General features: G+C 66.3%; 11 protein-coding genes. All 11 read right to left on the bottom strand.

Going from position 1 to position 12,676, the window contains the following annotated elements:
• Window positions 1-1,046: 1,046 nt before the first annotated feature.
• Entirely contained in the window at window positions 1,047-3,065 is a 2,019-nt protein-coding gene (gene uvrC, locus E0E00_RS06785) for an excinuclease ABC subunit UvrC (protein WP_130811795.1), read from the bottom strand.
• Between the two features lie 34 nt (window positions 3,066-3,099).
• A complete protein-coding gene (locus E0E00_RS06780; protein WP_130811794.1) occupies window positions 3,100-4,362 on the bottom strand; it encodes a hypothetical protein in 1,263 nt (420 codons plus the stop codon).
• Window positions 4,363-4,385: 23 nt separating this feature from the next.
• On the bottom strand, window positions 4,386-4,709 hold the full coding sequence (gene hisE / locus E0E00_RS06775; protein ID WP_130811793.1) for a phosphoribosyl-ATP diphosphatase: 324 nt from the start codon (window positions 4,707-4,709) through the stop codon (window positions 4,386-4,388).
• Between the two features lie 87 nt (window positions 4,710-4,796).
• Window positions 4,797-5,180 (bottom strand): phosphoribosyl-AMP cyclohydrolase, encoded by a 384-nt coding sequence (hisI, locus tag E0E00_RS06770; RefSeq protein WP_130811792.1) that lies wholly within the window; start codon window positions 5,178-5,180, stop codon window positions 4,797-4,799.
• Window positions 5,181-5,219: 39 nt separating this feature from the next.
• Entirely contained in the window at window positions 5,220-5,987 is a 768-nt protein-coding gene (gene hisF / locus E0E00_RS06765) for an imidazole glycerol phosphate synthase subunit HisF (protein ID WP_130811791.1), read from the bottom strand.
• A gap of 251 nt (window positions 5,988-6,238) precedes the next feature.
• Window positions 6,239-6,973 carry a HisA/HisF-related TIM barrel protein gene (locus E0E00_RS06760; protein WP_130811790.1) on the bottom strand — a complete coding sequence of 245 codons (735 nt, stop codon included), beginning with the start codon at window positions 6,971-6,973 and terminating at the stop codon, window positions 6,239-6,241.
• Window positions 6,970-7,683, bottom strand: a complete 714-nt coding sequence (locus E0E00_RS06755) for an imidazole glycerol phosphate synthase subunit HisH (RefSeq protein ID WP_130811789.1) — start codon at window positions 7,681-7,683, stop codon at window positions 6,970-6,972. Before E0E00_RS06755 ends, E0E00_RS06760 begins: the two co-directional genes overlap by 4 nt.
• Window positions 7,683-8,270 carry an imidazoleglycerol-phosphate dehydratase HisB gene (gene hisB, locus E0E00_RS06750; RefSeq protein WP_130811788.1) on the bottom strand — a complete coding sequence of 196 codons (588 nt, stop codon included), beginning with the start codon at window positions 8,268-8,270 and terminating at the stop codon, window positions 7,683-7,685. Before hisB ends, E0E00_RS06755 begins: the two co-directional genes overlap by 1 nt.
• A gap of 2 nt (window positions 8,271-8,272) precedes the next feature.
• The gene (gene hisC, locus E0E00_RS06745) at window positions 8,273-9,364 is read right to left on the bottom strand and encodes a histidinol-phosphate transaminase (RefSeq protein WP_130811787.1); all 1,092 of its coding nucleotides are present in this window, start codon (window positions 9,362-9,364) and stop codon (window positions 8,273-8,275) included.
• Between the two features lie 6 nt (window positions 9,365-9,370).
• A complete protein-coding gene (gene hisD / locus E0E00_RS06740) occupies window positions 9,371-10,771 on the bottom strand; it encodes a histidinol dehydrogenase (protein ID WP_207302691.1) in 1,401 nt (466 codons plus the stop codon).
• The gene (gene hisG, locus E0E00_RS06735; protein ID WP_242622175.1) at window positions 10,768-12,444 is read right to left on the bottom strand and encodes an ATP phosphoribosyltransferase; all 1,677 of its coding nucleotides are present in this window, start codon (window positions 12,442-12,444) and stop codon (window positions 10,768-10,770) included. The genes hisD and hisG overlap by 4 nt, the downstream gene beginning before the upstream one ends.
• Window positions 12,445-12,676 lie beyond the last annotated feature (232 nt).

The following is a 12,676-nucleotide window of genomic DNA, read 5'->3' as shown; positions in this document are numbered from 1 at the left end:
GCGTAATCTTGTGATCGGGACCCCATATTCCGCACACCAGGTTGCGTTTTCGGGAAAGGCGCGAATCGGCGCCGGGCCGGAGGGAAGGGACCCGCGAGATGGAAAGCGGGAGACCCACGGAAGGGGGCGGGGGCGCCTGCCGCCGCCTGAGACGGTGGACAGGGCGGGCACCACGCAGATTGTCTGCAGCAGGCCGCCTAAGGACGAACGCAGCGGCCGGGGAGCCCATTGCACGGCACGCTCCCCCCACGAAAGGCCCGCTGGGAGCCGACCAGTCGATGTCGCGGAAGGCGTGCTGCTGGGACGCGCCCCCATGGAGTCGTCCTGGGGGCAGGATGGGAAGCGAGTCGGCGATACGAGCGCCCTGACGCATGAGCAGATCTCCGCGCTCGTCGACGACTGTATCGACTGCTATGACAGCGGGAGGGGTCAAGCCCGACTGGGCTGGCTCACGCCAATGGGGTGCGCCGCATCGCCCGTCGCCTAGGAGCGTGCGGAATCAGGGGCCACATCAGAGGCGGGCGGGCCCGGCGCGGCCACCGGGGCCATCCTCGAGGGGGTGGCACCGCCCCCGCCCGAGGAGGAGCGCGTCGGGCCGCGGACGGCGCGACGCGCACCGTCGCCGTCGGAGGGCCGGGGACGGACGGGAGGACCCGCACGCATGCAGCCCGCAGGACGCCCGAGGGACGCCCCCAGGCCCGGGGCGATGCGATGCGCCAGGCGGCACGCCGCACGCGAGCTCTGCCACGACACCATCGCCCAGAATCGCACGTTGGAAAACGGCTTGACAATTAGAAGGGCATCACAGGCGCGTCCCAAGACCTGCTCGTGAGAAGGGCCATCGCGAGAGACGGCGTGCGGCCGCACCGACCCTGCGACCTGTAACGAGTTCCTCGGGAAGACGGCACACGATGCAGGGTGGCGTGACAACGGTCGACGCAGACATGGAGGCCGATAGGATAGAAGGTGCTCGCTTTAAAAATGCCGTCATGACCTCAGGGGGTACCCTCACAGGAGGCTCCGCTTGGGACACTCCACAGCCTCGCCTACTTGCCCTCCGGAAGCCCCTTTTTGCCCCTCGCCGCGCCGTCAGCCTTGTCCGCCACCGTCTGGGCCTCTTCGCCCCAAGCGCGCAGCGCGTCATACACCGCCTGTGCCACCTCAGTCGGCACGCCCGGTACCCGCGCGATGTCCTCCACGCTTGCGGCACGCAGCCGTTTGAGGGAGCCAAAGCGACGCATGATGGCCCGCTTGCGCTTGGGGCCAACGCCGGGAACGTCATCCAGCACGGAGACGGTCATGGCCTTGTCGCGTAGCTCGCGGTGGAAGGTGATGGCAAAGCGGTGGGACTCGTCGCGCACCTGCTTGATGAGGTAGAGCGAGGCAGACCCCGAAGGAAGCACCACGGGCGTCTCGTCCCAGGGGACGAACACCTCCTCGTCGGACTTCGCCAGGCCGCACGCGGGAATATCGAGCCCAAGCGAGGAGAGCTGCTCCATGGCAGCCGTGAGCTGGGGCTTTCCGCCATCGACCACCAGGAGGTCGGGACGGGACCCAAAGCGCTCGTCGACCATGCGGTCGGGCGCATAGCGACGGGCGAGGACCTCCGACATGCTCGCGAAGTCGTTTGCCTCGGTAAGCGGCGTCTGGATCTTGAAGCGCCGGTACTGGGACTTGTCGGGACGACCGTTGGTGAAGACGACCATCGAGGCCACGGTGAAGCGACCGTGCAGCGTGGAGATATCGAAGCACTCGATGCGCATGGGCGGCGCGTCGAGCGCAAGGGCGCTCTCCAGCTGGAGCAGGGCCTGGTTTGTGCGGTCGTCCGCATAGCCCGTGCGCACCATGTAGCGCATGAGCGCGTGGCGGGCGTTGGCCGCCGCCATGTCGAGCAGATGGCGCTTCTCGCCTCGCTGTGGGCGATGGATGTGGCAGGCGCGCCCGCGCTTCTCGGCGAGCCACTCGGAGAGAAGCTCGGCGTCGGGCAGCTCCACATCGATGTCGACCTCTGAGGGGATGTCGGCCGTCTCGTCGTAGTAGCGCTTGAGGAAGCCGCCCTGGAGCTCCAGCTCCCCCACGTCGGCTCCCTTATCCAGGATGAACTCGACGGTGCGCACCGTGCGACCCTCGCGCACCACGAAGACACAGGCGGCGCTGATGGTCTCCTCTCGGTAGAAGCCGATGAGGTCGAGCGAGACATCCGAGGAGAACATGACCTGCTGTCGGTCGTCGAGCGCGTTCAGGCTCTCGAGGCGCGCCTTGAGGCGCCCGGCCCGCTCGAAGTCGAGGTCTGCTGCCGCCTCGCGCATCTGCTCCTCCACGGCCGAGACCACGTGCGAGCGCCGCCCGGCGAGAAAGTCTTCGACCTGCCGCACGTGCTTGGCGTACTCGACGGTGTCGATGGCGCCCACGCAGACGCCCGGCCCCTTGCCCATGTGGTAGTCAAAGCACGGGCGTCCCGTGCGCGCGAGCGCCAGGTTGGCGATGGAGGCCTCGTCCGGACGCCGCTCGAGCTCGCGGCGGCAGCGCTTCCACTCCGCGCACGTGGCGATGCAGATGGGCACCACCTTGCGCAGGGTGTCGATGGTATCGCGGGCGGCACGGGCATCGGTGTAGGGACCAAAGTAGCGCGTGCCCTTGCGATGGTGCTCGCGGGTGTACTTGATGGCCGGGAAGACGTCCGACTCGGTGATGGCGATGTAGGGGTAGCTCTTGTCGTCCTTGAAGTCGACGTTGAAGTAGGGGTGATACTGGGCGATGAGGTTGCGCTCAAGCACCAGCGCTTCGTGCTCGGAGCCCACCACAACATAGTCGAACGACCTCACGACCTGCATCATGAGGGGGATCTTGTCGCGGTCGTCCTGAAGCGTCACGTACTGGCGCAGGCGTGCGCGCAGGTTCTTTGCCTTGCCCACATAGACGACCTGCCCGCGTGCGTCCTTCCAGAGGTAGCAGCCGGGATCGGCAGGGGCATCGTCCACCTGGCGGCGGAGCTCAGGCAGGCTCTCCTCAAGGGAGCGCGCATCATCGAAGTCGGGACGTGCCCCGGGATCGCGAATCGTCATCGTGCGTGGCACCTTCCTGCAGGCAGCCCAGCCATCAGAGCTGGTCCGGCTCGGGAAGGTAGCGCTTGAACTTCGAGACCTGGTGGCAGAAGTTGACCCTTGCCCAGAAGCGCTGGGCAAGGGAGTCCTCTGGCCAGTCAAGCGCAAAGCGGGCCGTGTGGTTGTCGTAGGCCTCAAGGACGCGTCCCTTCACTGGGACGTCCGGCATGCAGCGCTCGATGACTGCCTTGGGAACCCCCACATAGGCCCAGCCGTCCCTAGGCTCCACAGGCGTGGGGTCTACGCCGAGGACGACGTCCTCCGCCTGGATGCGGGCATAGTTGATGCCCGAGAGAAGCACGAGCCAGGAACTGCGACCGGGACGGGCGTTGACCTCGAGGAAGCGATAGCTGCCATCACGCGCGTCGTACTTGGCATCGAAGCAGCACATGCCGTGATAGCCGACCTTCTTGAGGAAGCGCGCGGCGGAGGCGCGCATCTCCTCGTTTGGCTCGGGGACGATGGCAACCGCATTGCCAATGGCGCTTGGATGGTGGTCCTCAAGGCCCACGTGGCAGCAGACCGTAAAGACCGGGTTGGAGTCCTTGTCGACGTAGCAGTAAAGGGCGTACATGCGCGAGTCGCCACCGGGAACAAGCTCCTGGACTATGAGACTGTCGCCATAGCACGACTCCTGCAGCGCGGAGTAGACCTGGCAGAGCTCCTCCCGGGTCTGGATTACGAAGACCTTCTTCTTGCCCTCGAACTCTGCGTAGTGATAGTGCGCCGAGTTGGACGGCTTCGCGACCAGGGGGTACGTAAAGCCCTCGTCGTTTGGCGTGGCACCTGTAAGCGAGCAGTCGAGGAAGCGCGTCTTGGGGTAGGACATGCCCACCTCTTCGCACACCTCGTAGAAGTTCTGCTTCTGGGTGACAAAGTCGAGAACGCCGAAGTCCACGACCGGTGTGTAGTACCAGCGCTCAAGCTCAGGCTTGTGCTTGGAGACGATGCGCGCGTAGAAGTCGCCGCAGGTCACGAGAAACGGCACGCGGCCTTCCACGCAGAGCTGGTCCCCCACCCGCTTGAGCAGCGGGATAAGTACGTCCTCAGAGTCGACGCCCGCTTCGACGCGATAGTCGGCAAATCTCGTGCGGGAGATGGACTTGATGTCCGAACCCGCATAGATAATCGAACGGACGCGGTAGGCCTCCCAGAAGGCACGGACGTACGCGTAGCAGGAGTAGTCGGCCCCCAGGATGACCGGCTGGATCTTCTGGGCAAGCTCGTCCCTGTCGATGTTCTCGGGCCTCTGAGCCATGCTTGGATTACCTCCGGTTCTGCCTACTTGCGGCGGGCGTCAAGCTCGCCAGCCAGCTCGCCGAGGGAAATGCCGTACTTCTCGGCGACAACAAGCATGTGGTAGAGAAGGTCGCCCATCTCATAGCGGATGTGGTCATGGTCGTCGTCCTTGCAGGCCATGATGATCTCGGAGGACTCCTCCGCAAGCTTGGAGAGGAGCTTGTCGCCCCTCTCGGGCGTGAGGAGCCGCGCGGTATAAGACTGCTCCGGAGACGCAGAGGTTGCCCGCTGGTGGATGACGGCAGCGAGCCCCTCCAGGGTCTCCCCGATGTTTCCGTCCTTCACGTTTGCGGTTCTGACGCCCATCTGTTCTCCTTTGGTCTGTGCGGGCAGCTTGCCTAGTGTACGGCAAGGGTGTCTGCGGAATGTGCAGGCAGCGTGGCACCTGGGCGCTCAGGCGAGGGGAACCTCGCGGAAGAAGCAGCTCCTGTGCCCGGTGTGGCAGGCGGGGCCAGGCGAGTCCACCACGTAGACGAGGGTGTCGGCGTCGCAATCAACCAGAACGCGATGCACCTGCTGCATGTTTCCACTCGTGGCGCCCTTGTTCCACAGCTCCTTGCGTGAGCGCGACCAGAACCAGCTGGTACGCGTCTTGAGGGTGAGGTCCAGCGCCTCCCGGTTGGCCCAGGCGACCATGAGGACCTCGCCCGTGCCCTCCTGCTGCACCACCACCGGCACCAGACCGTGGGCGTCAAAGCTCACGCAGGCAGGGAAGCCATCACAGGGCTGCGTGGGCTCGCCGGCATAGGTGAACGAGACGGACGACGCATCAAGCATGGTTCTTGCTCCTTCTCTCATGATGGCTGTGGCGCCGGCCTAGAAGTCGAGCCTCACCGGAATGCCCTGGCTTGCCATGTACTCCTTCACCTGGCGAACCGTGTACGTGCCAAAGTGGAAGACGCTTGCAGCGAGAACCGCATCGGCCTCGCCCTCGATGATGCCCTCGGCGAAGTGCTCGAGCATTCCCACGCCGCCCGATGCGATCACAGGAATGCCCACCGCACGGGACACGGCGCGCGTGAGCGGAATGTCGAAGCCATCCTTGGTGCCGTCGCGATCCATACTCGTGAGCAAGATCTCGCCGGCGCCGCGGCGCGCAGCCTCCTCGGCCCACTGGACGGCGTCGATGCCCGTGGGGATGCGCCCGCCCGCGAGATAGACCTCCCACTTGTCGTCCTGTCCCACCTGCTTGGCATCGATAGCCACGACCACGGCCTGGCTCCCAAAGGCCGTGGCGGCACGCGTGATGAGCGTGGGCTCGCGCACGGCGGCCGAGTTGATGGAGACCTTGTCGGCACCCGCGGAGACCATCACGCGGCACCCCCCAACGTCACGGAAGCCGCCACCAACCGTATAGGGAATGTGCAGCTGGCTCGCCGCACGGGAGGCAAGTTCGACCGTGGTTGACCGGTCGTCTGACGTTGCGGTGATGTCGAGGAAGACCACCTCGTCGGCACCTTCGCGGTCATACTTGGCCGCAAGCTCCACCGGATCACCGGCATCGCGAAGGTCGACGAAGTTCACGCCCTTGACGACGCGGCCGTCCTTGACATCCAGGCAGGGGATGACCCTCTTTGTCAGCATGGTTACTTCCCTTCGGCAGGGCCTCTTCGCACCTCTCGCCAGGCTCGGCGCTCGCCGCCTTTGGCGGCTCGCTCGCTTTGCGACTCGCCAGGCGAGAGATGCGAAGAGGCCATCAAACGAAACCAACACGTACAAGGGTCATCCCCTGACTGGAGTCTGGACCAGGGCCTGACCTTCTGAAGAACAAAGAGCAACGACCAGAAGCCAAGTGGCGCTGTGCGAGTGCGGGAGGACCGGCAGGCACCCCACGCCTACCCGCACGCGGCGAGAGCGTCCTCGAGCGTGAGCGCGCCCTCGTACAGCGCCCGCCCCGTTATGCAGCCCTCGATCACCTCCGGCCCCAACGCCGCAAGGGAGCAAATGTCCGCCGCACTGGCAATGCCTCCAGAGGCGACTACGGGGAACCCCGCAACTTCGGCGATGTGGCGATACGCAGACGCATCAATGCCCGTCTGCATGCCGTCGCGCGCGATATCGGTGAAGACAAGGTGGCGAAAGCCCATCTCAGCAAGGCGCGCAACCAGGTCATCTGCCGCAAGGGAGCCTCCCTCGCGCCAGCCGTTCACCTTCACCACGCCGTCTTTCGCCGCAACGTCTGCCACTGCCATGTCGCCAAACTCGCTGGCTGCCTGGCGGGCGAGTGCAGGGTCGCGCACGAGGGCCGTGCCCATGGCAATGCGACGGGCCCCCAGGTCGGCAAGGCGTCGCATGGCGCCCATCGAGCGCACGCCGCCGCCCGCGTCAACCGAAATCCCCTCGACCTGGCAGATGGCACGTATCGCCTGCGCGTTGGCATCGCGTGCGGCCACGCCTTCGCCGAGTGCGCTCGAGAGGTCGACCACGTGCACCCAGGTTGCCCCACGGGCGAGAAAGTCGCGCGCTACGGCAGCCGGGTCGTCTGAGTAGACGTCCATGCGCGAGCGGTCGCCGTTCGCAAGGCGCACGACACGGCCGCCCACAAGGTCTATTGCCGGAAAGAGAATCATCGGACACCTCCCGCGCGGACTATGTCCACGAAGTTGGAGAGCACCGCCAGACCCGTGGCCGAGGACTTCTCGGGATGGAACTGCACGCCAAAGATGGAGCCGGAGGCAACGGCTGCGCCAAAGCTCCGTGCATAGTGCGTTTGGGCAGCCACCAGTGTTGGGTCGACGTCATCGGCAAGCGCGTAGGAGTGCGTGAAGTAGAAGTTGGCACCTGAGGGGACGCCGCGCAGGAGCCGCACGTTCTCGCCCACTTGGGTGGGATGGACCTGGTCCCAACCCACGTGCGGCACCTTGAGCCTCCCCGAGCGGAGGCGGGTGACCGAGCCCGCGAAGAGCCCGAGCCCCGCAACCCAGCGGTCATCGCCAGGAGTGCCAGCCGCGACCGGCTCCTCGTTCTCGCGCGGCAGGCCCCTCTCGCCAGAGCGCTCCTCGCCACGCGCAAAGAGGAGCTGGAGCCCCAGGCAGATGCCCAGGAAGGGAACGCCGCGGCTCAGGGCGTCGAGAATCGCCTCGCCCTGGCCCGAGGCGTCTAGGTACTCCATGGCGTTCTCGAAGCTCCCGACACCAGGAAGTACCAGGCCCGCGGCCGCAGAGATGTCTGCGGGCGCGTCGGAGACAACGGCCTCGCCGCCCACCGCAGAAAGGCCATGCTGCACCGAGAGGAGGTTTCCCTTGTGGTAGTCGATGACGACGATCTTCGCAGATGCCATCAGAGCGCCCCCTTTGTGGACGGAATCCCCTCCACGCGCAGATCTGGCTCGACGGCCGCCCTCAGCGCGCGGGCAAACGACTTGAACGTTGCCTCAAGGATGTGATGGGCATTCTCGCCAGAGACCTCACGCAAGTGGACGGTCACGCCTGCGTCACGCGCCAGACCGCAGAAGAACTCGTGGCCAAGCTCGGTATCGAAGGTGCCCACCTTCTGGGGGCCAATGGGTACGTCCCAAAAGAGCTCGCCGCGCCCGGAGATGTCGACGGCAGCCATGACCAGCGCCTCATCGAGTGGGACCAGGGCGTCTCCAAAGCGGCGGATGCCGCGCTTGTCGCCCAGTGCCTCGCGGAGTGCCTGCCCTAGCACGATGCCCGTGTCCTCGACGGTGTGGTGGTCATCTACCCAGGTGTCGCCCGTAACGTGCACCGCAAGGTCGACGAGCGAGTGGCGCGAGAGCGCCGTGAGCATGTGGTCGAAGAACCCCACACCGGTCGAGATGTCAGAGGCCCCCGTGCCATCGAGGTTTACCGAGACCTCGATTGAGGTCTCGGCAGTATTTCGGGATACGCTTGCCATGCGTGACATGCTCATTCCCCCTTAAGAATCGACGTGAGCGCACCCACAACCAGGTCGTTCTCCTCGGGCTTGCCCACGGTGATGCGCAGGCAGTCCTCAAGGCCAGGCGTGGATGAGAAGTCCCTCACCAGTATTGAGCGTTCGTCGCGCAGCCGACGCCACGCATCGCGGGCGTGCGGAACGCGAACGCAGATGAAGTTTGCCTGGCTGGGCCACACGCGCACGCCCAGGGACGCAAGGCCTGCAAGCGTTGCGGACAGGCGGGTGCGGTCCATGCGAATCGCCTCGATGGCCGGCAGGAAGGCATCGCGATGCGTGACAGCCGCAAGAGCCGCGGCCTGGTCAAGCACGCTTACTGAGTAGGGCTGGCGCACGGCGGCAAGCGCCGCCACCACGGGCGCGCTCGCAAGCACGTAGCCCACACGGGCACCCGCAAGCGCAAACGCCTTGGAGAAGGTGTGCAGTACGGCAAGGTTGTCGTAGGTTGGGAGCAGGCCCTCCACGGAGGAGCCGGGATCGGCAAACTCCATGTAGGCCTCGTCCACAAGCACGATGCCCGGGCACGCCTCGCAGAGCCTGCGCACGCCGTCACGCGGGAAGAGGTCGCCTGTGGGATTGTTGGGCGAGGTCACCACGACAAGCATCGCCGTGCGCGCAGCCTCGACCAGGGCGTCCACATTGGGCGCAAAGTCCTTCTCGCGCGCCACCTCGATCACGGGCGTCTCGACCATCGAAGCGTAAAGACCGTAGACCGAGAAGGTGGGCGGACAGCTCACCAAGGCGTGCCCCGCCCCGCCAAACGCCAGGAAGAAGTTGAAGAGAAGCTCGTCTCCACCGTTGCCAATGATGACCCGCTCGGGCGCCACATTGTGCCACGCGGCAATCTGGGAGCGCAGCTCGCCGCCAAGCGGCACCGGATAGCGGTTCCACGCGGCCTCGGTCACGGCCGCCGCCAGCGCGGGCGCGACCTCGGGCGGGATTCCGTAGTTGTTCTCGTTTGCCGAGAGAATCACATCCACGGGCGAGAAGGCCGGATCATAGGGATCGAGCGCCGCCGCAGACGGCCGCATGAGGGCGCGGACCTCGGGTGCTATTCCTGCCATGCTCCCCTACCCCTCGTACCCCGGAAGCTTTGGCACGACCGGCGCGTCAAGCGCGCGCGGCCACGCGGCGTGCGCGGCATCCTCGCAGGCGGCAACCGCGTCTGCAAAGCACTTCTCGCCACGCACTGCCAACTGCACGCGCAGGCCCGCCGAGAGGGCATGCGCCCAGAGACCCTCTGCCTGGGCCATGGCCTGGACGGCGGGTGCGTCGGCGAGAAGCCCCTGTGGCGTGTACGAGATGACGCTCGAGCGCTTCTGGAAGTCATAGACGCCCAGGGGGTTGGAGAAGCGTGCCGTGCCGCCGGTGGGCAGCGTGTGATCGGGACCGGCCACGTAGTCTCCTAGGGGCTCTGAGCTCCAGGCGCCCACAAAGATGGCACCGGCGTTTCGAACCTGGCCGAGAAGCGACATGGCGTCCTCGCAGTGAAGCTCGAGGTGCTCGGGCGCAACCACGTTCACGGCCTCCACGGCATCGGCCAGCGTGGCGGCGACCACTATCACGCCACGGTCGTCGAGCGAGGCGCGCGTGATCTTCTCGCGCGGGCTCTGCGAGACCAGGCGCTCGACGGCGGCAAGGACGCGGTCCGGAAGCGCTGCGTCTGAGGTCACGAGGTAGCAGGAGGCCATGGGGTCGTGCTCGGCCTGGGCCATGAGGTCTGCTGCGACCACAACCGGGTCGGCCGAGGAGTCTGCCAGGACGCAGACCTCAGAGGGGCCGGCAATCATGTCGATGCCCACGTCGCCCGAGACGTGGCACTTTGCGGCGGCCACGTAGGCGTTGCCGGGTCCCACGACCTTGTCGACGCGGGGGATGGACTCGGTGCCGTAGGCCACGGCTCCGATGGCCTGGGCGCCACCCACGGCAAAGACCTCATCGACACCGGCAACGGCAGCCGCGGCCAGCGTGTATGCCGAGAGCGTGCCATCGTGCTGCGGCGGCGTCACCATGGCCACGTGACGCACGCCCGCAACCTTTGCCGGAATGGCATCCATGAGCACCGTGGAGGGATACTGCGCGCGGCCGCCTGGCACGTAGATGGCAACGGAGTCGATCGGCGTCACCTTGACGCCCAGGATGGTGCCATCGGGGCGCGTCTCAAACCAGGAGTTCTCGCGCTGTCGCTCGTGGAATTCGAGAATCTGCCGGTGCGCGCGGCGAAGGGACGAGAGAAACTCAGCGTCCACCATGCCGGGAGCGGCATCCACCAGCTCCTGCGGGACGCGGAAGTCCTTGGGGCAGGCGCCGTCGAAGCGCTGGCAGTACTCACGGACGGCGGCATCCCCCCGCTCGCGCACGTCGTCCACGATGGCAGAGGCACCCTCCATCACCTCGTGGGGAAGCGCCCCCGAGCGGTTGAGGTCTGCCTGCGTAAGCGCCTGACCGGCGGCAAGCGTGATCCTTCTCAAGGCTGCTCCCCTCCCGCGACCTCGGCGAGGCGCGCCGCCAGGTCACGAATCCTCTTGTCGCATCGGTATGCGGCCGGTCCCGCAAAGAAGCGGGCGGTGCACTCCATTACCTCGTCGACAACCACAAGGTCATTCTCGCGAAGCGTCGTGCCCGTGGCCGTGATGTCTACGATGCGGTCTGTCATGCCCACGATGGGTCCAAGCTCGATGTTGCCGTGAAGAGTCACGATGTCCACCTGCTGGCCGATGGAGTCGTAGTAGGCCTGCGTGATGCGTGGGTACTTGGTTGCCACGCGAACGGTGCCGCGCCAGGCGTAGTTGCGCTCAGCGAGGCCCACCTTGGCACGAGGCTCGGCCACCACGAAGCGGCAGCCGCCAAAGCCAAGGTCGACCAGCTGGAGCACGTCCATGTTGGCCTCCACGAGCGAATCGCGCCCGCAGATGCCGCAGTCGCAGCCGCCATGGCCCACGAAGGCCGGCGCATCCTGGGCGCGCACGATGACGTACTCCACGTCCCCCTCGCGCACCGTGAGCTGGCGGCCCGGATCGCGCAGGCCCTCGACGGGAAGGCCCGCTGCCCCGAGCACACGGATGGCGCCTTTGAGGAGGGACCCCTTGGGGACGGCGATGCGCAAGGGCCTCTCGGCAAGGCGCACGCCAGGCGTGACCACGCCCGACTCGCCCGGCTCTCCGAGAATCTCCTGCAGACGCTCGAGCGAGAGGGCAAAACCGCAGGCAGCGGTGCCTTCTCGGCCGAGATTTGCCAGCACCGCGTCGTAGCGGCCGCCGGAGGCCAGAGACGCTGCGATGCCTTCGGCATAACCCTTGAAGATGATGCCGGTGTAGTAGTCGAATGAGTTGATGATCGAGAAGTCGAATGATGCGCGACCGCCAGAGAAGAGGTCCTGAAGCATGGCCACCAGGCGGTTGAGCTCTGCCGTGCCGCGGGCGGCCTGCTCGACACCCGCCTCCTCAAGCAGCGCATCGAGCGTGGAGGCCACTTCGGGGCCTCCCACCAGGCGCGGAATGCCGCAGATGGCCCGGGCTGCGGCAGGGCTCAGCCCGCCTGCCGCAGCGGCCTTCTCGACTAGCCCGTCCAGCGAAACGAAGTCCGAGTCATGCACCAGGGCAAGGGCCTCTTCGCGGAAGCGGGCGTTGGGCGCACAGGCATCGAGCAGGGCCTTGAGCGGCGTGACCGACCCCAGCACGATGTGCCACGCCGGCACGTCAAGCACATCGAGCGTATCGGCGAGGAGGCGCACGACCTCGTGCTCGGCTGCGGCGCCGTCGCCGCCCACGAGCTCTACGCCCAGCTGCGTGAACTGGCGCGGCTGGCCCTTGAGCGACGACTCCTCACGCACGACCGGTGCCTCGTAGCGAAGACGCACCGGGAGACGGTCCTTCCGCACGCGGGTGGCCACCATGCGTGCGATGGGCAGCGTGAGATCCGGGCGCAGGGTGAGAAGGCTGCCGTCCACGTCGAAGAGCTGGAAGGGCAGGCCCTTGATGCGACCCGCGCGTTCGAGCGCGTCACGTGACTCCAGAAGCGGCGTCTCCACCGGCAGGTAGCCATGCGACGAGAACACCTCGCACACGGTGCCGGAGATGCGCTCTCTCGCGAGCGCCTCCTGGGGAAGGATGTCTCGAAACCCGCTTGGTGTGCCTGCTATCACGCCTGCCCCTCTCCTTCTGGTACGTAGAGCATACCGCTCCGCCGCGACAGAAATTGCCGCGAGGCACCTGCGGCCTGTGCGGTCGTACGTGCCTCACGGCCATCTGACGCGCCCCCTCGGACGTAAGTCACTTTAGCATACTAAAGTGCTCATGGCCGTATGGCGACTTGGCGCACAGAGCGTTAACCGTCCATTCATACGGGATTGGAGGTAGGAAGGGTGCCGAAGGGTG

Source organism: Olsenella sp. Marseille-P4559 (assembly GCF_900605015.1).
In the GTDB taxonomy this organism is placed as follows: Bacteria; Actinomycetota; Coriobacteriia; order Coriobacteriales; family Atopobiaceae; genus Tractidigestivibacter.
Note: the sequence above shows the minus strand (reverse complement) of the source record. Positions and strands in the feature narration are given on the sequence as shown.

Coding starts and splice junctions, on each gene's coding strand:
- hisB (WP_130811788.1), bottom strand. CDS start 8,270: ATGTCACGCATGGCAAGCGTATCCCGAAATACTGCCGAGACCTCAATC.
- hisI (WP_130811792.1), bottom strand. CDS start 5,180: ATGCTTGATGCGTCGTCCGTCTCGTTCACCTATGCCGGCGAGCCCACG.
- E0E00_RS06780 (WP_130811794.1), bottom strand. CDS start 4,362: ATGGCTCAGAGGCCCGAGAACATCGACAGGGACGAGCTTGCCCAGAAG.
- hisC (WP_130811787.1), bottom strand. CDS start 9,364: ATGGCAGGAATAGCACCCGAGGTCCGCGCCCTCATGCGGCCGTCTGCG.
- E0E00_RS06760 (WP_130811790.1), bottom strand. CDS start 6,973: ATGATTCTCTTTCCGGCAATAGACCTTGTGGGCGGCCGTGTCGTGCGC.
- E0E00_RS06755 (WP_130811789.1), bottom strand. CDS start 7,683: ATGGCATCTGCGAAGATCGTCGTCATCGACTACCACAAGGGAAACCTC.
- hisF (WP_130811791.1), bottom strand. CDS start 5,987: ATGCTGACAAAGAGGGTCATCCCCTGCCTGGATGTCAAGGACGGCCGC.
- uvrC (WP_130811795.1), bottom strand. CDS start 3,065: ATGACGATTCGCGATCCCGGGGCACGTCCCGACTTCGATGATGCGCGC.
- hisE (WP_130811793.1), bottom strand. CDS start 4,709: ATGGGCGTCAGAACCGCAAACGTGAAGGACGGAAACATCGGGGAGACC.